The sequence below is a fragment of the Microvirgula curvata genome (genome assembly GCF_054781615.1).
Genome location: NZ_BAAGUB010000010.1, coordinates 225,687 through 245,752 on the forward strand (window position 1 = coordinate 225,687; position 20,066 = coordinate 245,752).

20 protein-coding genes are annotated in these 20,066 nt (G+C 65.5%); 6 read left to right on the forward strand and 14 right to left on the reverse strand.

The window, feature by feature from the left end:
* Positions 1–84: 84 nt before the first annotated feature.
* Positions 85–852 carry an alpha/beta fold hydrolase gene (locus ACYVG8_RS05720; RefSeq protein ID WP_460745145.1) on the reverse strand — a complete coding sequence of 256 codons (768 nt, stop codon included), beginning with the start codon at positions 850–852 and terminating at the stop codon, positions 85–87.
* 98 nt (positions 853–950) lie between these two features.
* Here ACYVG8_RS05720 and ACYVG8_RS05725 point away from each other — a divergent pair, with 98 nt between their 5' ends.
* Complete coding sequence (locus tag ACYVG8_RS05725) at positions 951–1,829, forward strand: LysR family transcriptional regulator (RefSeq protein ID WP_028497829.1); 879 nt, start codon at positions 951–953, stop codon at positions 1,827–1,829.
* A gap of 9 nt (positions 1,830–1,838) precedes the next feature.
* Here ACYVG8_RS05725 and ACYVG8_RS05730 read toward each other — a convergent pair whose 3' ends face one another.
* The 7 genes from ACYVG8_RS05730 to ACYVG8_RS05760 all read right to left on the reverse strand — a co-directional run bounded on the left by ACYVG8_RS05730 (position 1,839) and on the right by ACYVG8_RS05760 (position 7,581).
* Entirely contained in the window at positions 1,839–2,222 is a 384-nt protein-coding gene (locus ACYVG8_RS05730; protein ID WP_460745146.1) for a VOC family protein, read from the reverse strand.
* A gap of 34 nt (positions 2,223–2,256) precedes the next feature.
* Positions 2,257–3,513, reverse strand: a complete 1,257-nt coding sequence (locus ACYVG8_RS05735; RefSeq protein ID WP_460745147.1) for an MFS transporter — start codon at positions 3,511–3,513, stop codon at positions 2,257–2,259.
* Positions 3,514–3,601: 88 nt separating this feature from the next.
* The gene (locus ACYVG8_RS05740) at positions 3,602–4,846 is read right to left on the reverse strand and encodes a DEAD/DEAH box helicase (protein ID WP_460745148.1); all 1,245 of its coding nucleotides are present in this window, start codon (positions 4,844–4,846) and stop codon (positions 3,602–3,604) included.
* A gap of 123 nt (positions 4,847–4,969) precedes the next feature.
* On the reverse strand, positions 4,970–5,377 hold the full coding sequence (locus tag ACYVG8_RS05745) for a DoxX family protein (RefSeq protein ID WP_028497825.1): 408 nt from the start codon (positions 5,375–5,377) through the stop codon (positions 4,970–4,972).
* 23 nt (positions 5,378–5,400) lie between these two features.
* The gene (locus tag ACYVG8_RS05750; RefSeq protein WP_460745149.1) at positions 5,401–6,102 is read right to left on the reverse strand and encodes an alpha/beta hydrolase; all 702 of its coding nucleotides are present in this window, start codon (positions 6,100–6,102) and stop codon (positions 5,401–5,403) included.
* An 11-nt stretch (positions 6,103–6,113) separates the two neighbouring features.
* Positions 6,114–6,917 (reverse strand): dioxygenase family protein, encoded by an 804-nt coding sequence (locus ACYVG8_RS05755; protein WP_460745150.1) that lies wholly within the window; start codon positions 6,915–6,917, stop codon positions 6,114–6,116.
* A 28-nt stretch (positions 6,918–6,945) separates the two neighbouring features.
* A complete protein-coding gene (locus ACYVG8_RS05760; protein ID WP_107889472.1) occupies positions 6,946–7,581 on the reverse strand; it encodes an NADPH-dependent F420 reductase in 636 nt (211 codons plus the stop codon).
* A gap of 125 nt (positions 7,582–7,706) precedes the next feature.
* On the opposite strand from ACYVG8_RS05760, the gene ACYVG8_RS05765 reads away from it, so the two are divergent.
* Complete coding sequence (locus ACYVG8_RS05765) at positions 7,707–8,600, forward strand: LysR family transcriptional regulator (RefSeq protein ID WP_233495184.1); 894 nt, start codon at positions 7,707–7,709, stop codon at positions 8,598–8,600.
* Between the two features lie 6 nt (positions 8,601–8,606).
* Here ACYVG8_RS05765 and ACYVG8_RS05770 read toward each other — a convergent pair whose 3' ends face one another.
* Positions 8,607–9,401, reverse strand: a complete 795-nt coding sequence (locus ACYVG8_RS05770; RefSeq protein ID WP_028497821.1) for an SDR family NAD(P)-dependent oxidoreductase — start codon at positions 9,399–9,401, stop codon at positions 8,607–8,609.
* A 227-nt stretch (positions 9,402–9,628) separates the two neighbouring features.
* Between ACYVG8_RS05770 and ssuD the strand changes: the two genes are divergently transcribed.
* From ssuD to ACYVG8_RS05790, 4 genes are all read left to right on the forward strand, one after another.
* Complete coding sequence (gene ssuD, locus ACYVG8_RS05775; RefSeq protein ID WP_028497820.1) at positions 9,629–10,765, forward strand: FMNH2-dependent alkanesulfonate monooxygenase; 1,137 nt, start codon at positions 9,629–9,631, stop codon at positions 10,763–10,765.
* Positions 10,762–11,613 carry an amidohydrolase family protein gene (locus ACYVG8_RS05780; protein ID WP_460745151.1) on the forward strand — a complete coding sequence of 284 codons (852 nt, stop codon included), beginning with the start codon at positions 10,762–10,764 and terminating at the stop codon, positions 11,611–11,613. The genes ssuD and ACYVG8_RS05780 overlap by 4 nt, the downstream gene beginning before the upstream one ends.
* A gap of 59 nt (positions 11,614–11,672) precedes the next feature.
* The gene (locus ACYVG8_RS05785; RefSeq protein ID WP_028497818.1) at positions 11,673–12,641 is read left to right on the forward strand and encodes a sulfonate ABC transporter substrate-binding protein; all 969 of its coding nucleotides are present in this window, start codon (positions 11,673–11,675) and stop codon (positions 12,639–12,641) included.
* A gap of 197 nt (positions 12,642–12,838) precedes the next feature.
* A complete protein-coding gene (locus ACYVG8_RS05790) occupies positions 12,839–13,774 on the forward strand; it encodes a CysB family HTH-type transcriptional regulator (RefSeq protein WP_028497817.1) in 936 nt (311 codons plus the stop codon).
* A 43-nt stretch (positions 13,775–13,817) separates the two neighbouring features.
* Here the strand turns inward: ACYVG8_RS05790 and ACYVG8_RS05795 are convergent, their stop codons facing one another.
* The 5 genes from ACYVG8_RS05795 to ACYVG8_RS05815 form a co-directional block, all read right to left on the reverse strand.
* Positions 13,818–14,552 carry an ATP-binding cassette domain-containing protein gene (locus tag ACYVG8_RS05795; protein WP_051528608.1) on the reverse strand — a complete coding sequence of 245 codons (735 nt, stop codon included), beginning with the start codon at positions 14,550–14,552 and terminating at the stop codon, positions 13,818–13,820.
* A gap of 10 nt (positions 14,553–14,562) precedes the next feature.
* Positions 14,563–15,357 carry an aliphatic sulfonate ABC transporter permease SsuC gene (gene ssuC, locus ACYVG8_RS05800; protein ID WP_036384724.1) on the reverse strand — a complete coding sequence of 265 codons (795 nt, stop codon included), beginning with the start codon at positions 15,355–15,357 and terminating at the stop codon, positions 14,563–14,565.
* 282 nt (positions 15,358–15,639) lie between these two features.
* Complete coding sequence (locus tag ACYVG8_RS05805; RefSeq protein WP_460745152.1) at positions 15,640–15,996, reverse strand: hypothetical protein; 357 nt, start codon at positions 15,994–15,996, stop codon at positions 15,640–15,642.
* Between the two features lie 47 nt (positions 15,997–16,043).
* Positions 16,044–16,790, reverse strand: coding sequence for a hypothetical protein (locus ACYVG8_RS05810; protein WP_460745153.1), 747 nt, complete (start codon positions 16,788–16,790; stop codon positions 16,044–16,046).
* A 6-nt stretch (positions 16,791–16,796) separates the two neighbouring features.
* Positions 16,797–20,066 (reverse strand): hemagglutinin repeat-containing protein (locus ACYVG8_RS05815; protein WP_460745154.1); only part of this gene is annotated, 3,270 nt, incomplete at its 5' end.

The following is a 20,066-nucleotide window of genomic DNA, read 5'->3' on the forward strand; positions in this document are numbered from 1 at the left end:
CCGGCTATCAGGCTGCCATGCTGCTGTTGCTGGCGCTGTCGGTCGGCGTCCTCATGCTGCCTGGCTGGCTTGGCCGGCGCCAGGTCAGGCTGGTGTCTGCCGGGCGTGCGACACGCCTGGCCGGCATGGCTCGCCCGGTTCATGCAGCCAGTCAGCCAGCGCCTGCGTCACCGCAGACGGATTCTCCATCGGCGCCAGATGACCGCTGTCGGGAATGACCACCAGTCGCGCACGCGGATTCAGTGCCGCCATCTCCCGGTGTGCCGCCAGCGGCGTCAGCAGATCCTGTTCGCCGCAGGCGATCAGCAGCGGGCAGTCCAGCGACTGCAGCACGGCGGCACCATCCTCGCGGACCAGCCCGCTCTGGCGCAGGAACACCTCGCTGCCAAGCCGCGAAGTCATGGCGCGGATGCGGCCGATCAGCGCTTCGTCATGCCGATGCGCCGGCGCCAGATAGGTGTCGAGCATGCGGTCGCCAAAGGCATTGAAGGTACCCTGCAGGCGCACCAGCTGCTCGTGCGAGCGGCGCAGTGCGGCGCGTGCCGGCGTATCGGGCCGGATGGCGGTATCGAGCAGGGCCAGTCGTTCGATGCGCTGCGGTGCGCGCCGGGCGATTTCCTGTGCCACATAGCCGCCGAGCGAAAAGCCGGCCAGGGCAAAGGTCGGAGCGGCATCGGCAAGCACGCTGTCGGCCAGCGCCTGCATCGACTCGCCGCGCGTAATGTCGGCCACCCGGCAGTCGGCCAGTGCCGCGAGGCCGGCCAGTTGATCGCGCCACAGTCCGGCATCGTTCAGCAGGCCGGGGATCAGGATCAGTTGCGGACGGGAAGCGGGGTGCGGATCGGTGGACATGCAGGCATTCGGACTGGAAGTGGCCCGACTTTAGTTCCCGACTCGAAATATGTCCAATATATGATAACGTTAACTTCAATACATTTTGGAGATACCAGATGGAACTGCGGCATATCCGTTATTTCCTGGCCGTGGCCGACGAACGGAACTTCACCCGCGCCGCCACCCGGATCGGCATCGGCCAGCCGCCGCTCAGCCAGCAGATCCGCGATCTGGAGGCGGAAGTGGGCACCGCCCTGTTCCATCGCGTGCCGCATGGTGCCGAGCTGACCGATGCCGGCCGCGCATTCCACGATATCGTGCAGGGCTTCCCGGCCCAGGCGGCGCGCGCCATCCATGCCGCACGGCGGGCCGCCCGTGGCGAAACCGGCGTGCTGCGCGTCGGTTTTACCGGCACGGCCGCCTTCGATCCGGTGGTGCAGGCCGCGATCCGTTCGTTTCGCGGTGACTATCCCGAGGTGGAACTGACACTGGAAGAAGCGAACACGACCCGGCTGGTCGCCGGTCTCAGTGCCGGCGAGCTCGATGCGGTGTTCCTGCGCGCGACCTCGGCCGAGAGCGAAGCGCTGCAACTGCGCCAGGTGTCGGCCGCGCCGATGATCGCCGTGCTGCCCGAGCATCATCCGGCCGCCGCCTCGTCGCGGTTGCGACTGGAGGCGCTGCGCGACGAGGCGTTTATCCTCACCCCGCGCCCGGTCGGGCCGACCCTGTTCGATACCGTGATCGCCGCCTGCCGCGATGCCGGCTTCGAGCCGACACTCGGTCAGGTCGCGCCGCAGATCAGCTCGGTGGTCAGTCTGGTGGCCGCCGGACTCGGCGTCTCCGTCGTGCCGGCCTCGATGCGCCAGTTGCAGCTGGCTGGCGTGGTCTACCGCGAAATCGACGGCGACGGACCCGTTGCCAGGCTGTCGCTGGCCTGCCGTCGTTCGGACAGCTCGGGCGTGGTGCGTAACTTCATCCGCCACGCGGTCGGCTGAGCGCACGGCTCAGCCGGAATAGTTCGAGATCTCGATCAGATTCTGGTCCGGATCGCGCAGGTAGACCGAACGGATCGGCCCGTTGGCCCCGGTCCGCTCGACCGGGCCTTCCTCGATCGTGATGCCCTGCCCGTGCAGTTCGTCGATTACCTGTTCCAGCGGCGTGTCGGCAATAAAGCACAGATCGGCCGAACCGGCGGTCGGCAACAGCGCCTTCGGTTCGAACTCGCGCCCGGTCTGGTGCAGATTGATTTTCTGCCGGCCGAACACCAGCGCCTTGCGGTCGCCGCGGAAGGTCACGACCTCGAAGCCCAGCACCTGCCGGTAGAACTGGCAGCTGCGCTCGATATCGGCCACGGTCAGGACCAGATGGTCAAGCCGGTTGATCTGCATGATTGCGCATCCCTGATGAAAAAAGTGCCGGTACTTATTCGCCGCGGCGCCGCAGGACCAGCGCCGCCACCAGTGCCAGCGCCAGCAACAGCAGGGCGAAGGCCGCCACCGCCGGCCAGCCGGCATGCTCCCAGAACCAGCCGCCCGAGGCGCCGAGCACGCTGGAGCCAAGATAATAGGCCAGCAGATACAGTGATGCCGCATGCCCCTTGGACTGCCCGCCAAGCCGGCCGACCCAGCTGCTGGCCACCGAGTGGGCAACGAAGAAGCCGATGGTCAGCAGCACCACGCCGCCAATGACCAGCACCACCGATGCCGACAGCGTCAGCAGCACACCGAGCGCCGCCAGCGCAATGCCGGTCAGCAGTACCGGCGCCCGGCCATGACGGTCGGCATGGATGCCGGCGGTGGACGAGGCGACGATACCGAACAGATAGGCGCTGAAAATCAGCCCGATCGCGGTCTGGCTCAGGTTGAACGGCGCCTGCATCAGCCGGAAGCCGGCATAGTTGTAGACGGTGACGAACATCCCCATCACCAGAAAGCCGATGGCGAACAGCCACGGCAGCCCGCGATGGCGGAGCTGCTGGCCCCAGGTGCGGAAATGCCCGGCCAGCCGGAACTGGCGGCGACGCACGAAGTGCCGTGACGGCGGCAACAGCAGCAGGAAGCCAATCGCGGCCAGCAGGTCCACCACGCTGACCACGGCCAGCGCGGTGCGCCATGAATACAGGTCGGTCAGCATGCTCATGCCGACACGACCGATCATGCCGCCAAAAGCCGTACCGCCGACATACAGCCCCATGGCCCGTCCGAGGCCGGCCGGGTGGATTTCCTCGGCCAGATAGGCCATCGCCACCGCCGGCACCCCGCCCAGCACCAGCCCTTCCAGCGCGCGGGCGACCAGCAGCCCGTGCCAGTCCGGCGTCATCGATGCCGCCAGGTTCAGCCCGGCGGCCAGCGCCATCGATGCGAACATCAGCGAGCGCCGGCCAAGATTCTCGGACAGGGCCCCGGCCACCAGAATGGCAAATGCCAGACAGCCGGTGGACAGCGACAGCGCCATCGCACTGGTGGCGGCACCAATATGAAAATCGGCCGCGAACAGCGGCAGCAACGGCTGCACGCAGTACAGCAGCGAGAAGGTGGCAAAGCCGGCCAGAAACAGCGCCAGACTGATGCGCCGATAGGCGCTGGTGCCCGCTTCGGCCCAGCTCGCCGGCGCGGCGGCCGGTGACAATGCCGGATCGGAACAGGCGGGAGAAAGGAGGACTGCAGTGTCGGTACTCATGCCGCGAGTATCGACCGGCGATTTTCATTCGTCCAATATATGAAATAGTAGTATTTCATCTGTTTTACAGATGGCAGCCCCCCCCTGCTTACTCCCCGCGCGCCGCCAGCTGGCGCAGCTTGTCCTTCTTGCTCGGCCGCTTGCCCTTGATGCCGCCATTGGACGGCGCATCGGCCGGCGCGGTCGCGGTCTCTACCGGCTCGAAACCGGGAATGCGTTCGCGCGGCACGCGGCAGTGCTGGCGTTTCTCGATCAGGCGGAAATGCGCGTCGGTATCCGCGCTGACAAAGCTGATGGCCAGACCGGTTTCGCCGGCGCGGCCGGTGCGGCCGATACGGTGGGTGTAGTCGACCGGCGAGCGCGGCAGGTCGTAATTCAGCACCACCGGCAGTTGTGAAATGTCGATGCCGCGTGCCGCCACATCGGTGGCGACCAGCACCTGCAGGCGCGAGGCCTTGAAGTCGGCCAGCACCTGGCTGCGCATGCCCTGGCTGCATTCGCCGTGGAACGGCGCGGCGTCGATGCCGGCCCGGTACAGCTTGGTGGCGACCCGGTCGGCGGCCAGCTTGCTGGCGACGAACACCAGCACCCGCTCCCAGCCGTTTTCGCGCAGCAGATGACGCAGCAGCAGGGTACGACGGCCGGCATCGACCTCGATCGCCCGCTGGCGGATGGCCGGCTCGTCGGTGGCCGTGGCCGGCACGTCGATGCGCAGCGGGTCGTACAGCAACTGCCCGGCCAGCGTCCGGACCGCATGCGGGAAGGTCGCCGAGAAGAACAGGTTCTGCCGCCGGACCGGCAGCAAGTCGAGAAGGCGGCCGATTTCATCGGCAAATCCCATGTCGAGCAGGCGGTCGGCCTCGTCCAGCACCAGCGTTGTCGTCCCGCCGATATCGATGGCATTGTGGTCGATCAGGTCCAGCAGCCGCCCTGGCGTGGCCACCACGAAATCGGCGCCGCCGCGCAGTGCCTGCATCTGCGGATTGATCGACACGCCGCCGAACAGTGCGGCGACTTTTACCGCCGCCGGCAGAGTCTGCGCCAGCGCCTGCAGCGTGTCGCCGACCTGCGTCGCCAGTTCGCGCGTCGGCACCAGAATCAGGGCGCTGACCGGACGCGGACGCTGGTCGCGGCGCCCTTCCAGCCAGTATTGCAGCAGCGGCAGCGCGAACGCCGCCGTCTTGCCGGAACCGGTCGGCGCCGAGGCCAGCACGTCATTGCCGCGCAGGATGGCCGGGATGGCCTCGACCTGGATCGCGGTCGGGGTGGCATAACCCTGTTCGTCGACGGCGCTCAGCAGGGCGGGACACAGTCCCAGGGCAGAAAATGACATGAAGAAGCCTTGAAATGACGGGAAAGCGCACGAAAACTGGCGCCATCCCGGGGGCAGAACCCCGGAAAGGCGCCAGTTTAAGGGCTCGCGTCACCAAGTCCAAGACCGGTGACCGGCGGTGGCTCAGGCCGACCGGGCTTTCGACGGCTTCAGCGCATGCGCGCCATCGCCGATCAGTGCCAGCGCTGCGGCGGCCACAGTCAGGAAGATCGGGTATTCCCAGCCACCGTTCGGGTTGGCAAAGCTCCAGCCGTTGCCGAAGTGGACGGTCGAGGCGGCAAACAGCTGCACCACGGCCAGCAGGGCGACCCAGCGTGTGAATACGCCGAGGACCAGCAGCACGCCGGCGCCGATCTCGAAGGCGATCACCGGATAGGCCAGCCAGCCGGGGAAGCCGACCGAGGCGAAGAAACCGGCGGTGCCGGCCGGGGTGAACACCAGCAGCTTGGTCAGGCCGTGGGCGAGAAACATGATGCCCAGTGCCAGGCGAAGCAGCAGGGCGGCATACGGGGTGGTGCGGGAATCGGTCATGACGGTATCTCCGGGGTAAGGGGTCAGATCAGGGAAAGCGGCTCGGCGAGCCAGTGTTTGAAGTCGTCGACCACGGTCAGGCTCAGTTCGTGGCCAATCGGGTACAGCTGCGTGCGATGCGGCACGCCGAGCGCGTCGAGCCACTTGTCGGCCCGTTCGGCCCAGGCGACCGGCAATTTGTCGTCGAAGCGCCCATGGGCAATAAAGCCGTTGCTGCCGGCCAGTTCGGTGCGCGGCGCAAGGTACGGTTCGAGCTCGGGCAGGATGCGTCCGCTGAGCACGGCAAAGCCGGCGACGTCGAGCGGCGCGCTCAGACCGACGCTGGCGCTGAGAATGCCGCCCTGGCTGAAACCGGCAACCACGGTACGGGCCGGCGTCCCGCCGTCCTGCGTTTGCAGCCCGCGCACCAGCGTCAGCAATTGCTGGCGGCTGCGCTCGGCCTGCACTGGATCGATGACCGGGCCACCAGCGCCGAAGCGGACCTGGAACCAGGCGAACTGCTCCGGACCGAGCGCCAGCGGCGCCCGCACCAGCACGACCTGCACGCGCGGATCGATGGCGGCGGCCAGCATGGCCAGATTGGTTTCATTGCCGCCGACGCCGTGCAGCAGCAACAGCCGCGCCGACACCGGGCCCGGCCTGCCCTGCTCGCGCAGCCGGTAATGCAGCCCCGATCCGGGGTCTTGTTGCAGCGGACCGAAGCCGCTGTCAGGACGGGTATTCATGTGGGTCTCCTTTACAGCTGGGGAATGGCGGGTTCGGCACCATGGCCGATCAGGTACGATTCCATCGACAGCACGCCATCGGTAATGCCGCCGTCGATCACCGTGACCGGGGCGTCGCTGCCGCCGGCCCCCAGCGCCACCAGCAGTGGCAGAAAATGTTCTTCGCTCGGATGGGCGCGCGCGGCCTGCGGTGCCAGCCGGCGATAGTCGAGCAGGCCCGGTACATCCCCGGCCAGCACCGCGGTGCGGACCCAGCGGGTGAAGTCCCCGACATAGCCGGCATCGTCACCGTGACGGCGAAACTCGAACAGGTTGTGGGTCATGCCGCCGGAGGCGACGATCAACACGCCCTCGTCCCGCAGCGGCGCCAGCACTTGCCCCAGCCGCAGTGCGCCGGCCGGATCGAGCGGATGCGGCAGCGACACCTGGAACACCGGCACGGTGGCCTGCGGCAGCAGATGCATCAGCGGCACCCAGGCACCGTGATCGAGGCCGCGCACCGGGTCGGCTTCGGCGGGAATGCCCGCCTGGCGCAGCAGTGTCAGCGTCCGCGCGGCCAGCGCCGGGTGCCCGGGGGCCGGATAGCGCAGCGCATACAGCGCATGAGGAAAGCCGCCAAAGTCGTGAAGGGTTTCCGGCTCGGCCGCATGGCCGACCCGCACGCCGCCGGCGCTCATCCAGTGCGGCGACAGCACCAGCACGGCGCTGACCGGCGGCAACCGGCGACCGATGTCCGCCAGCAGCGCCCCGGCCCGGCCGGGTTCGAGTGCAAAGGTCGGTGCACCGTGGGAAACGAACAGAACGGGGAGCGGCATGGCGGTGTCTCCAGTGTCGAGGGCCGGATCAGGCGGCCTTGGCGATCCAGGTCGGGGCGATGGCGGTGCCGAGGCCGGCGCCATAACCGAAGTAAATGTTCAGACCGGCCAGCGGCTCCAGGTAGCGGGCGTTTTTCAGCGGACCGGCATCGACGGCCCTGAAGCCGAGGCTGTCGATCAGCGCCTTCACCGTCTGTCTGGCACGCTCGCTGTCGCTGGCAAAGAACACCGGCGCGACCTGTCCGTCGGCAAATTGCGGGCCATCAGCCAGCACCGGCGCGAACAGGGTGTTGAACGCCTTGACCAGTTCGATGCCGGGCACGGCGCGGGCGATTTCCTCGGCCGCCGAGGTGTCATGGCCAAGGGTCAGGCCCATGTAGTCGGCGGTCAGCGGATTGGTGATGTCGATGACCACCTTGCCGTCCAGCTGGCCGAGCGCACGCAGCGCCGGCACCGCATCGTCAAAGCCGGTCGCCAGCACGATCACCTCGCTGTCGCCAAGCGCTTCTGCAGCCGGCGCGGCGGTGGCGCCCGGATAGGTGGCGGCCAGTGCCTGCGCCCTGGCCAGATCGCGGCCGGTGACGCGGACGACATGGCCGACCCGGGTGAGTTGCTTGACGAAGGCCGAACCCATGTTGCCGGTACCGATAACGGTGATGTTCATGCTGTTGCCTCTATGCGTTGCTTGATCAGGAGCCCCCAGTTTATTGACCCGGACCTTGCTGATAAACACGTAGAATAAAGACTTACCATCCCGAAAAATGGAACAATATGGATCGCGCTCTGGAAATGACCGTATTTACTGCCGTGGTCGATGCCGGCAGTTTTGTCGGTGCGGTCGAGCCGCTGCGCATGTCGAAAGCTGCGGTGTCGCGCCATGTCGACGCGCTGGAGAAGCGCCTGGGCGTGCGCCTGTTGCAGCGCACTACCCGGCGGCTGTCGCTGACCGAGGAAGGGCGACTGTTCTACCTGCGCGCCCGCGAGCTGCTGGCGGCGCTGGACGAGGCGGAATCGGAGGTCAGCTCGCGTGCCGCCGAGCCCGGTGGAACCATCCGCATCAATGTGCCGGTCACGTTCGGCATCCTGCACCTGGCGCCATGCTGGGCAGCCTTCCTGGAACGCTACCCGCGGGTGTCGCTGGACGTGACGCTGAACGACCGGCTGGTCGACATGGTCGACGAGGGCTACGACCTGGCGGTGCGCATCAGTTCGCTGCCGAATTCGACCCTGATCAGCCGCCAGCTGGCGACCACCCGCATGCAGTTGTGCGCGTCACCGGCCTACCTGGCTGCGCACGGCACACCGACGCACCCGCAGCAGCTGGCCGATCATCGCGTGCTCGCCTACACCAACTGGGCCGACCGCGACGAATGGCACTTCGACGGACCGGACGGCCGGGTCTCGATCCACCCGCACTCCTGCGTCGACTCGAACAATGGCGATACCTGCCGCGCCATCGCGCTGCGCGGCGGCGGCATCATGCTGCAGCCGAGCTTCCTGGTCGACGACGACCTGCGCCGCGGCGACCTGGTCGAGCTGATGCCCGACTACCGCGCGGCCACGCTCGGCGTCCATGCCGTCTATCCGAGCCGCAAGCATCTGCCGCCAAAGGTGCGCCGGCTGGTCGATTTTCTGGTCGATGCGTTCCGGGATGCACCGTGGAGCAGCCCGGCCGCCGACTGAGCGCGATCAGGCGATGGTGTCGACCACTCCGCCATCGACCCGCAGCGCCGCGCCGGTCGTGGCCGAGGCCTGTGGCGAGCACGCATAGACGATCAGATTGGCGACTTCGTCGACCGTAGCCAGCCGCTGCAGGATCGACGATGGGCGGTGGGCCTTGACGAAGGCCGTACCGGCCTGGGCAATGGTCTGGCCGGCCGCCTCGGCATCTGCCTTCAGCATTGCGGCGACACCTTCGGACAGGGTCGGACCGGGCAGCACCGCATTGACGGTGACGCCGGTGCCGCTCATGCGCTTGGCCAGCCCGCGCGACACCGACAGCAGCGCGGTCTTGGTCATGCCGTAATGGATCATGTCGGCCGGGATGTTCAGCGCCGATTCCGAGGACAGGAACACCACCCGCCCCCACTGCTGCCGGGCCATGCCTGGCAGATAGGCGCGTGACAGCCGCACCCCGGACATCACGTTGACATCGAAGAAGCGGGTCCATTCGCTGTCGGGAATATCGAAAAAATCCTGCGGGCCGAAGATGCCGACATTGTTGACCAGAATGTCGCACGCCGGCTGCGCCGCCAGCAGCGTCTCGCAGCCCTCGGCCTGGCCGAGATCGGCCGCCACCCCGTACACCTTTGCCGCCGGCACCGCGGCCATGATCTCCTGCAGTGCGCGGTCGACTGCCTCGCGGGTCCGGCCGTTGACCACGACCGTGGCGCCGGCCGCCGCCAGCCCGCGCGCGGTCGCCAGGCCGATGCCGGCGGTAGAGCCAGTGACGATGGCGGTCCTGCCGGAAAGTTCGATATGCATTTCTGACTCCTTGTCTGACACGGGAATGGCCGCTGCCGGCCTTCACCCTAGCCATGACGGAAGCCGGAATCAATCCCGGCACGGGAACCTCGTGCCGGTTATGCATCTGGCAGATTAACTATGCAGTTTTAATCAGTTCTCCGGCTCCGGGGCACTTTCTACAATCGTTCATCCCTTTTGTTGTTATCCGCCGCTTCCGTTCCGGAACCGGCCACAAGGAATGAACGATGAGTCTCGACATTTTCTGGTTCCTGCCCACTTCCGGCGATACGCGCTATCTCGGGGAATCGGCCTCCGGCCGCAGCGTGACCAACGAGTATCTGCGTCAGGTGGCGGTGGCGGCCGATACCCTCGGCTACGACGGCATCCTGATTCCGACCGGCAGTGGTTGCGTCGACCCGTGGGTGACCGCCGCGTCGATTGCACCGGTGACGCGGAAGCTGAAGCTGCTGGTCGCGGTGCGGACTGCGCTGACCCGTCCGGCCGCCGCAGCGCGGATGGCCGCCACGCTGGACCAGGCGCTGCACGGCCGCCTGCTGATCAATGTCGTCGCCGGCGGCGATGCGGCCGAACTGGCGGCGGACGGCATCTTCCTCGACCACGATGCCCGTTATGCGGAAGCCGGCGAGTTTCTGACCATCTGGCGCCAGCTGCTGGCCGGCGAGACGGTCAACTTCGACGGCAAGTACCACCAGATTCGCGACGGGAAGAACTACTTCCCGCCGGTGCAGAAACCGTATCCCGGCGTGTACTTCGGCGGCTCGTCGCCGGCGGCGCACGAGCTGGCGGCGGAACAGGTCGATGCCTACCTGAGCTGGGGCGAACCGCCGGCGGCCGTGGCGGAGAAAATCGCCGACGTCCGCGAACGCGCGGCCCGTCATGGCCGCAGCGTCCGCTTTGGTGTGCGTCTGCACGTCATCGTCCGCGAGACCAGTGACGAGGCCTGGGCCGCCGCCGAACGGCTGATCAGCCACCTCGACGACGAGACGATTGCCAAAGTCCAGCAGCGCTACGCCAGCATGGATTCGGAAGGACAGCGGCGCATGGCCGCACTGCACGGCGGCCGGCGCGACCGGCTCGAAGTCAGCCCGAACCTGTGGGCCGGCGTCGGTCTGGTGCGCGGCGGCGCCGGCACCGCGCTGGTCGGTGATCCGCAGACCGTTGCCGCCCGGCTGAAGGAATATGCCGACCTCGGCGTCGACACCTTCGTGCTGTCCGGCTATCCGCATCTGGAAGAAGCCTTCCGCTTCGCCGAGCTGGTGTTTCCGCTGCTGCCGGGCAAGGAACACACCGTGTCCGGCGCCCAGGTCATCACCGGCGGGCCGTTCGACGCCAGCACCGTCCGCGCGAAAGTGGCCGCATGACGACGCCCGTGATCGACATGCGTTGCCGGCCGGCCTTTCTGCATGATTTCTTCGGCGCCACGCCGGGCACGGCCGCCTTCGAGACGGCACGCTGGCTGAACCGCCGTGTCGGTTCGCATGACGACAGCCATTTCACCGCCTCGCTGACCCGCGACGGCTTTCTCGACGTGGTGCGCCAGGCCGGCCTGTCCCGCGCGGTGGTGGTCGGCCGGCAGATTCCGTCGCAGCGGCTGTCCAACGACCTGATCCACGACATCGTCCACCAGCACGAGGTGCTGATCGGCATCGCCGGCGTCGACCCGGCCAGCGACGGACTGGCTACCGTCGACGAGGCCGAACGGGCCATCGGACAGCTGGGGCTGGCCGCCATCGATATCGAGCCCGGCTTTGGCGAGCCGGCACGACGGGCCGACGACCGGGTGTTCTACCCGGTCTACGAGACCTGCGCCCGACTCGGCGTGCCGGTGTGCCTGATGACCGGGCCGACCACCCCCGACCCGGCGTTCAACGACCCGGCGCCGGTGGCACGGGTTGCGCGCGATTTTCCGCAGCTGCCCATCGTCTGCTACCACGGCTTCTGGCCGAACGTGGATCAGGTCGTCGGCCTCGCCTTCCGCCACGAGAACATCCACGTCATCCCGGACATGTACCTGTTCGTGCCCGGCAGCCAGCGCTATGTCGACGCGGCCAACGGCTTCATGGCCGACCAGTTCCTGTTCGGGTCATCGTATCCGTTCCGCCCGATCTCGCAGTCGATCGACGATTTCATCGCGCTCGGCTTCAGGGAATCGGTGCTGGACAAGGTGCTGCACGGCAATGCCGAACGCCTGCTCGGGCTGCGGCACTGACGCTTTCTTCCCCTCTCCCCGGCCGCCTGTCGCGGCCCTGATTCAGACAAAGGCTCCTGATGACACCGTTTACTCCCCGCCGCCGCACCCTGATCGGACTGCTGGCCGCCATCGGCCTGTCCATCGCCCTGCCGGGCCTGGCCTCCGCCGCCGACAAACCCGATCCGCTGCGCATCGGTTACCAGAAATACGGCACGCTGGTGCTGCTGAAAGCCCGTGGCACACTGGAAAAGCGCCTGGCGCCGCTGGGCATCGAGGTCAAGTGGGCCGAGTTCCCGGCTGGTCCGCAACTGCTGGAAGGGCTGAATGTCGGCAGCGTCGACTTCGGTACCACCGGCGAAACCCCGCCGATCTTCGCCCAGGCGGCCGGCGCCGACCTGCTGTATATCGCCACCGAACCGCCGGCCCCGGCCGGTGAGGGCATTGTCGTGCCGAGGGATTCGGCCATTCACAGCGTGAAGGAACTGAAGGGCAAGAAGGTGGCGCTGAACAAGGGCTCGAACGTGCATTACCTGCTGGTCAGGGCACTGGAGAAAGCCGGCCTGAAATACAGCGACATCACCCCGGTCTATCTGCCGCCGGCCGATGCCCGTGCCGCGTTCGAGCGCGGCAGTGTCGATGCCTGGGCGATCTGGGACCCGTTCTATGCCGCTGCCGAGAAGCAGACCGGCGCCAGACGGATCGCCGACGGCCGCGGCGGCGTGGTCGACAACAACCAGTTCTATCTGTCGTCCGGCAGCTATGCGAAGAAGAACCCGGCCGTGATCAAGGCCGTGATCGAGGAACTGGCCAGACTCGATGCCTGGAGCAAGACCCACCTCGACGAGGTCGCCGATGTGCTGTCGGCACAGATCGGCCTCGACAAGTCGATCGTGCAGCTGGCGGCCAATCGCGCGTCGTATGGCGTCAAGCCGCTGGACGGCAAGATCATCGCCGGCCAGCAGCGCATTGCCGACACCTTCTACCAGTTGAAGCTGATCCCGAAGAAGCTGGTGGTCAGGGACATCGTCTGGCAGGCACCGAAATAGGCGCGAGCCCGCCCTGCCCCGACGGCCCGGTCAGAAACCGGGCCGTTGCCGTTTCTACCGCATCCGCGGTGCTAAGCAGCAAATCAATAGTTATTTTTGAAATATAAAACACGCCAATATCATGCATCCGGTTATTAGCAATCAGGCCGGGCCGGCCAGACCGGTGCGTGGCCTCCAACCGATATGGCAGGTTTGGCATGAATTTCCAGCAATTACGCATCATCAGGGAGACGGTCCGGCAGCATTTCAATCTGACCGAGGTCGCCAATGCCCTGTTCACGTCGCAGTCCGGCGTCAGCAAGCACATCAAGGATCTGGAAGACGAGTTGAACGTGGAGCTGTTTGTCCGCAAGGGCAAGCGCTTTCTCGGTCTGACCGACCCGGGCAAGGAGCTGCTGGTCATTGTCGAGCGCATGCTGCTCGACGCCGGCAATATCAAGCGTCTGGCCGAGCAGTTCAGCCAGCGTGACCAGGGCCAGCTGACCGTCGCCACCACCCACACCCAGGCGCGCTACGCGCTGCCGCGGGTCATTACCGCGTTCAAGGCGGCTTTTCCCAGGGTCCATCTGGTGCTGCATCAGGCCAGTCCTGACGAGCTGGTCCGTCTGCTGCTGGATGGTCAGGCCGATATCGGCATCGCCACCGAAGCCATCGCCGACGTGCCGGAACTGGCGTCGTTCCCGTTCTACAGCTGGCATCACTCGGTGATCGCCCCGGTCGATCACCCGCTGCAGCAGGCGCAGACCCTGAGCAAGGAAGCGATCAGCGAATACCCGATCGTCACCTATCACCATGGCTTCACCGGCCGGGCCCAGATCGACCGTGGCTTTGCCGAGGCCGGCCTGACGCCGGACATCGTCATGACGGCGCTGGACGCCGATGTCATCAAGACCTATGTCGAACTGGGGCTGGGGCTGGGCATTGTCGCGTCGATGGCCGTGGACCCGTCCCGTGACCACGGCATCACCGAGCTGAAGGGCCCCCCGCTGTTCGGCAGCCAGACCACCCGGCTGGCCATCCGCCGCGGCCATTATCTGCGCAGCTACGCCTATCGCTTTATCGAGCTGTGCTCGTCCAGCCTCGACGAGCAGACCGTGCGCCAGGCGCTGCAGCTGTCGCGAGCACCGGAATAGTCCCGTGTGGCCGGGGCAGCCCCGGCCACGCGCGGAACCGGCATCACGATGCCCCGGTATCCTGCCCCAGCACCCGGGCCAGCACCCGGCTTTCCAGCGCCACGAAGCGCGGGTCCGCACGGTCGCGCGGGCGCGGCAGATCGACCGGCAGATCCAGTCCGACCCGACCGTTTTCGATCAGCACCACACGATCGGCCAGGGCGACCGCCTCGCCGACATCATGGGTGACCAGCAGGGTCGTGCAGCGATATTGCCGCCACAGGCGCTCGATCAGTTGCTGCATGTCGATGCGGGTCAGGGCATCGAGCGCGCCCAGCGGTTCATCCAGCAACAGCAGGCGCGGCCGGTGCACCAGCGCCCGCGCCAGTGCCACGCGCTGACGCTGACCGCCGGACAGCCGTACCGGCCACTCATGGCCGCGATCGGCCAGCCCCACCTCGTCGAGTGCCTGGCGCGCGCGGTCCTGCCTGTCGTCACCGTCCAGCCCGAGACCGACATTGTCGAGTACGGTCTTCCACGGCAGCAGCCGCGCATCCTGGAACATCACCCGCACCTGGCCGGCATCATGGCGATTCAGTTCACCGTCATCGAGCTTGTCCAGCCCGGCCACCAGCCGCAGCAGCGTGCTCTTGCCGCAGCCGGAACGACCGACGACCGCAATGAACTGGCCGACCGGCACATGCAGGTTCAGCCCGTCCAGCACCGTGCGCGGACCAAAGCGCTTGCCGACCGCGCGCATGTCCAGCGCGGCGCCATTCAGGTTTTCTCGTACACTCATTTCAGATTCCTTACTGCGCGGTCTGGTAGGACGGATGCCAGCGCAGGCTGTAGCGTTCGATCGCACGCGCCAGCATGTCCACTGCCTTGCCCAGCAGGGCATACAGCAGGATCGCCAGCACCACGACATCGGTCTGCAGGAATTCGCGGGCATTCATCGCCAGATAGCCGATGCCGCTGCTTGCCGAGATGGTTTCCGCCACGATCAGGATGATCCAGGCAATGCCCAGCGCGTAGCGCACGCCGACCAGAATGGACGGCAAGGCCCCCGGCAGCAGCACATGGCGGAACAGCGCAAAGCCCTTCAGCCCATAGCTGCGCGCCATTTCCAGCAGCGCCGGATCGATGGTGCGGATACCGTGGAAGGTATTCAGATAGATCGGGAACAGCACACCGAAAGTCACCAGAAACACCTTGGCCGATTCATCGATACCGAACCACAGGATGACCAGCGGAATCAGCGCCAGCGGCGGAATATTGCGCAGCATCTGCAGCGAGGTATCGAACAGCCCCTCGCCCAGCCGCGACAGGCCGGATACCAGCCCCAGCACCAGCCCGAGGCTGCCGCCAATGGCAAAACCGACGCTGACCCGCCAGAAGCTGATTTTCAGGTGTGCCCAGATATCGCCGCTGAGCGTCAGCTCGATGCCGGCCTTGAGTACGTCCAGCGGCGCCGGCAGTACCCGGTGATTGATCCAGCCCAGCCCGGACGCCAGTTGCCAGATCGCGATCAGCAGCGCCGGTACCAGCCACGGCAATGCATGACGCCCCAGCGCCCGGGCGGGCCTGGTCAGGGAAACAGACATGGAAGCCCTTCGCTTTTCTTGATGAACGGACCCGACTCACGCTTCGGGATGCGCAGCCACGATAACCGGGGGCCCGGCGGGGCGGAAATGCGAAAAAATGGCTATCAATGCAGAAATCGAGATAAGCGATGGCGAAGCCAGCTTCGATCTGCAGCGGGTTGAAGATCGGTTGCAAGACGTTGGGAGTACTGTGGATGTCACTGTTCTGAACTGAGCCGTACAACGATCTGCGGCCTGGCACCAGATAAAGGTCCGCTTTTTGCATATTGACCAATATTTCAGTCACATCAAAAACTTCACATCGATAAAATATTGATCCGCCCCTATCGCGGCATCACGCCACAGCGACACCCCACTGAATGGATAGGCCACAGCACCGGTCAAGGCCGCCACCGCCGCCTGCCCACCGCGGTAAGGCTGCCCCCTGAACAGCTGCCCGGCAGTATCAAATCCGCCTCCCAGCATCGCGCTGATGGTCATTTTCCTGACCGTCAGCCCGGCCAGTACTTCCGGACCTGCTGCGATCACCACCATCGGTAGCGACTGACTCAGGTTACTGGCCTGCTGGTAGTGCCAGGCAGATGGCAATCGGGCCGGCTCCTGGTCAATCCAGATTTTCCCATCCACCGACAGGCACACGTCGCGACCAGCCTGCCGGGGCTTGACCTGCTTCCGCGCAGGCCTGTTTAACCAAGCGGCTCATCCTCAATGAGGAAAAATCCTGCCGGGAACAGGCTTTTTAGTTCAGCGCGACGCTTTGAAAAAACCGAAAAATCGCTCACGATGTCTTGAATATTTTCAGTCACCCTGACCAAATAGCCATTGCCCATTTTTTCAACAGGAAACCCTGCTGCCGATATTCGTTCAGAATCTACCGCCTCAGCAAATTCATCACCATAAAACATGGCCCAGCCAATATTCGGCACATCCGGATTGAGTGCCTCATTAAATATCCCAAGTTGGAAGCTATCGTATTTTTTATCCGAACCAAGCTCTGGCTTGCTAAACAGGTGAAGCATTCCAAGTTGCGGCGGAAAAATTTCGCACCATGTTTTAAAAAGAAGATACCAGTCAATGTTTTCATTACAAGCCGAAGTCAAACAAATAGAGCCAGGAACAGTTTTCCCATAAAAATCGCGAAATGTATGGCAAACCCTCCCTGTGTACTTGGTGTTTTTTCTCCTCCGCCACGCAAAATCCTGATAGAACTCGGAAAGCGCCCCATTGAAACGTATGGTTGCTTTCTCAGCCCAAAGATTTTCGGCCTTAGATTTATTTACAAACGGATCAGTAACCTTATCGGCGTTATGTGACACATACTCTGGCATGAGCGCTCCATCATTTATAGCCAATGAGTCAATAAGCCGCTCGCCAACACTCCATCCAATGGTTTCAGCCCTGGTATTTATTGTAAATCTCACATATGGCTTCATGATTTTTCAGAATTTCGTTAAATTACCGCTTTTTGGATTATATCTGTAAACACCCCCACCAGTTTTTCTCACTCCCTCTATGATTTCTCCAGAAACATTAATAGTCCTTGGACTTACAACAATATTTAAAGGTTGCCCAGTATCACGTGCAATTTGAATCTGAGTTCGCAACTGATTAGACATGGAAAGCCTCTGTACATTTTTAACTTCCAGCATACCGCCGACGTTTTTTCCCCACAAGTCAGGAATCGTTGTGGCCTGCGCGCCATTAGGAAGCCGCGTAGTCAATAAAGTTGTATTTTTCCTGGCCCCTACATGGCCCAATGCTTCAATGACCTGACGCTCGAACTCGATACCGCTTTGGCGATTCAGGGTAATCTGTGGAATTTCATTTACAACCCCTGCGCTCTTGGGAACGACAGTCCTGCCCACGTCATTCCCCAGCCCCCCTCCGCTGTGTATCCCCGGCGGCGACCTGGCCAACGCATGCCCCAGCGGGGCACTTGTCCCTTTCCTCGCCACGCCCTCCAAAGCGCTTCTTGCCAGCTTTACAAGCTCTTTCCCCGCATTGCCCAGCGACGCCAGCGCCAACTGGTTTTCCGGGTCCCCAACAAAGGCGACGAAACTCATCCAGCCCGGGGTTGTGGCATCTATCCTTGCGAGGTCTTTTTCATTCTCACGCAGTACAAAGGCCCTGGCTTCTTCTGTGTCCATCGAGTTGAACAGCCAGGCCGGCCGTTGTGTTGCTTCAATACCTCCGGCAACAATCTGTTTTACAAGGTCGGCGCAAACCAAGGGCGTTTTCTGGCATGTCGCATCCAGTTCTGCCCGGTTCTTTTCATTTATTTCCTTGAATTTTTCCCAGACCGCAGTGCAGTTGCCCTTTTTCTGGCATCCCTGTAATGCCTGATCCAGTGCCATGGCTTCCGTCGCACTCAGGTAATTGTTTTCCGCCTCGATCTGCGCCGCCGACATCGCTACCGCAGCCTGCCCTCCCGCCGCTACGCTCGCCCCCGCAACCAGGCTGCTGATCAACCGTTCGCGCTTTTCCTTTTCTTCTCCGCTCAGTGCCGTCCCGCTGTTCGCGCCATACAGCAGGTTGCTGATCACCACGCTGGCGCCCGCACCCAGCGCCGCGCTGCCGCAGTCCGCGCCCTGCGCCACCGCTCCCGCGCAGCCGACGATCGCCTGCAGGGCCGTCCGGGCCGTTTCGCTGTCCAGCTTGTCGGCCAGATCCCTGACCTTCTCCGCCGCCAGTCCCTGCAGGTAGTTGACCGTCGCCCCCTGCAGCATCTGCGCGGCCCCCCCACTGACGTTGCCCCCGGCAGCGGCCGTCAGTGCCGTGACCACCCGCCGGTAGTCGCCGCCCGGCCCCCACCTGGCCGCTTCCCGGTACTGCTGTGCCAGGGTCAGGCGGCGCGCCGGGTCGGTCTCGTCGTCCAGTTGCGCTTTCAGTGCATCCGCTTCCTGCGCCCGGTTGCCCAGGAAGGTCCCGGCCTCCCGCTGCAGTGCGCCAACGATGGCGAAGCCGGCTTCGATCTGCTTCTGGTCGAAGATCGGTTTCAGGGCGTTGCCGGTGGCGCGGGTATCCCGGCTCAGGCTGGCCAGGGCAGCAGTCTGGGCCGGGCTGCTGTCGGCCACTTCCAGCGTGCCGGGCGCCATCGCGCTGCGCGTCACGCTGCTCGCGCTGTCGCTGGCCGCCATCGCGCCCGGCGGGGCGATACTGACTCCGCCGCCCTGCAGCGGGCTGCGGGTTTGGGGGTCGCCGGTCTGCTTGTCGCTGGCAGGGGCGTCGCCCTGCGGGGTGTCCTGTTGCGGGGTCCCCGTCCCTCCCCCGCCTCCGCTGTAGCCGCCGCCGGCACTGAAGCTGCTGGCACGGTAGGCCGCACGGTTGATCAGGGCGCTGTGGTTCAGCGAGCCGGTCCGCAGCTGGTTCTGCGTCGCGGCCGCCGTGCTGTCGATCACCGCGCCCTTCAGCGTGGTCGTCCCGGCCACGTCAAGGTCGAAGCCGCCGTCACCGGCGCGCAGTGCCGTCTGTTCGCGCACGCTGAGGTAGTCGCTGTTGATCTGCTGCAGGCTGGCGTCAGCGCTGACCGAGTAGCCATAGCCGTAGGTCCCGCTGGCGTTCAGCGACATGTCTCGCTGGCTGAAGTCATGCCGGTCCTGCAGGCTTTCCAGGCTCAGGCCGCCCCCGGTCCGGAGTTCGATCCGCCGACCGCGCCCTTCGGCGCCGCGCAGCGTGATGTCGCCACCGGCGTTCAGCGTCAGCGTCCCGCCGGCCGCCAGCCGGCCGGGCAGCTGTTCCACGTCGTCGCCCTCGCTTCGACCCTGCGAGAGACCGCCGCGGAGATGGAAGCCGACCGCCGCTCCCTTGCCCTGGCCCCCGCCGTAGCTGGCGGCGAGGCCGAATCCGCCCTGGCTGCCGTGCTGCCGGCGGCGCTGTTGCTGCCATTGCCGGGCGGCTTCGACGGTGAGGGCGCCGTCCGCGCTCAGGCTCAGGTCGCCACCGGCGCGGATCTCGCTGCCGCGCAGCCGGATTCCGCTGTCCTCGCCCGCGCCATGGGCACGGAGGCTGGCGTCGCCGCCGGCCACCAGTTGGGCGCCCCGGGCCTGTTCGCCGTGCCGTTGCTGTCGCTGCTCGTTGCGGCTGTTGCCCACGGTCAGGCTGACGGTGACGCCTCCTCCCTTCGGATTGGCCTTCAGCGCGTCGTACAGGTTTTTGCCGGCCAGGGCGCCGCCGGCGCCGGCCAGCAGTTTCAGGCGCGGGTCGTCGCTGTCGGCCGAGGCCTGCTGCAGCTGGCGGGCGGTTTCGTAAGCGGTGATCACCGGGCTGCTGACCCGCAGTGACAGACCCGACTGGCGGAAGGTGGTGTCGTCGCGCTGTTCGCTGCGCTCGCGGGCTTCGCCCAGCGTGATCCGCTGCGCATCGAGTCCGATGTCGCCGCGAGGCGCCAGCACCTGGCTGCCGGTCTGCCGGTAGTCACGGCCGGCGGACAGGGTCACCCCGCCGTCGGTGGCACCGACCAGGCTGGCCACGGCACGTTCCCCCTCCTCCCGCTGCCGGTGCCGCTGTTCCTGCTCCCCGGCAGTGAAGCCGATGCTGCCGCCCCGGAACACCCCGCTGGTCAGTTGCTGCCGGTAGTGGTCAAGCGTGTGCCGGCTGTACCCGGCGCTGAGCGTCAGGTCACGGCCGGCCTGCAGCCGGGTGTCCTGTGTCGACGCTGCCTGGCTGGCGCCCAGTTCAAGGTCCCGGCCGGCCTGCAGCTGCAGCCGCTC

Excerpts from the sequence above, each read along its gene's own strand:
- ACYVG8_RS05720 (WP_460745145.1), bottom strand. The coding sequence starts at position 852 with ATGTCCACCGATCCGCACCCCGCTTCCCGTCCGCAACTGATCCTGATC.
- ACYVG8_RS05725 (WP_028497829.1), top strand. The coding sequence starts at position 951 with ATGGAACTGCGGCATATCCGTTATTTCCTGGCCGTGGCCGACGAACGG.
- ACYVG8_RS05730 (WP_460745146.1), bottom strand. The coding sequence starts at position 2,222 with ATGCAGATCAACCGGCTTGACCATCTGGTCCTGACCGTGGCCGATATC.
- ACYVG8_RS05735 (WP_460745147.1), bottom strand. The coding sequence starts at position 3,513 with ATGAGTACCGACACTGCAGTCCTCCTTTCTCCCGCCTGTTCCGATCCG.
- ACYVG8_RS05740 (WP_460745148.1), bottom strand. The coding sequence starts at position 4,846 with ATGTCATTTTCTGCCCTGGGACTGTGTCCCGCCCTGCTGAGCGCCGTC.
- ACYVG8_RS05745 (WP_028497825.1), bottom strand. The coding sequence starts at position 5,377 with ATGACCGATTCCCGCACCACCCCGTATGCCGCCCTGCTGCTTCGCCTG.
- ACYVG8_RS05750 (WP_460745149.1), bottom strand. The coding sequence starts at position 6,102 with ATGAATACCCGTCCTGACAGCGGCTTCGGTCCGCTGCAACAAGACCCC.
- ACYVG8_RS05755 (WP_460745150.1), bottom strand. The coding sequence starts at position 6,917 with ATGCCGCTCCCCGTTCTGTTCGTTTCCCACGGTGCACCGACCTTTGCA.
- ACYVG8_RS05760 (WP_107889472.1), bottom strand. The coding sequence starts at position 7,581 with ATGAACATCACCGTTATCGGTACCGGCAACATGGGTTCGGCCTTCGTC.
- ACYVG8_RS05765 (WP_233495184.1), top strand. The coding sequence starts at position 7,707 with ATGACCGTATTTACTGCCGTGGTCGATGCCGGCAGTTTTGTCGGTGCG.
- ACYVG8_RS05770 (WP_028497821.1), bottom strand. The coding sequence starts at position 9,401 with ATGCATATCGAACTTTCCGGCAGGACCGCCATCGTCACTGGCTCTACC.
- ssuD (WP_028497820.1), top strand. The coding sequence starts at position 9,629 with ATGAGTCTCGACATTTTCTGGTTCCTGCCCACTTCCGGCGATACGCGC.
- ACYVG8_RS05780 (WP_460745151.1), top strand. The coding sequence starts at position 10,762 with ATGACGACGCCCGTGATCGACATGCGTTGCCGGCCGGCCTTTCTGCAT.
- ACYVG8_RS05785 (WP_028497818.1), top strand. The coding sequence starts at position 11,673 with ATGACACCGTTTACTCCCCGCCGCCGCACCCTGATCGGACTGCTGGCC.
- ACYVG8_RS05790 (WP_028497817.1), top strand. The coding sequence starts at position 12,839 with ATGAATTTCCAGCAATTACGCATCATCAGGGAGACGGTCCGGCAGCAT.
- ACYVG8_RS05795 (WP_051528608.1), bottom strand. The coding sequence starts at position 14,552 with ATGAGTGTACGAGAAAACCTGAATGGCGCCGCGCTGGACATGCGCGCG.
- ssuC (WP_036384724.1), bottom strand. The coding sequence starts at position 15,357 with ATGTCTGTTTCCCTGACCAGGCCCGCCCGGGCGCTGGGGCGTCATGCA.
- ACYVG8_RS05810 (WP_460745153.1), bottom strand. The coding sequence starts at position 16,790 with ATGAAGCCATATGTGAGATTTACAATAAATACCAGGGCTGAAACCATT.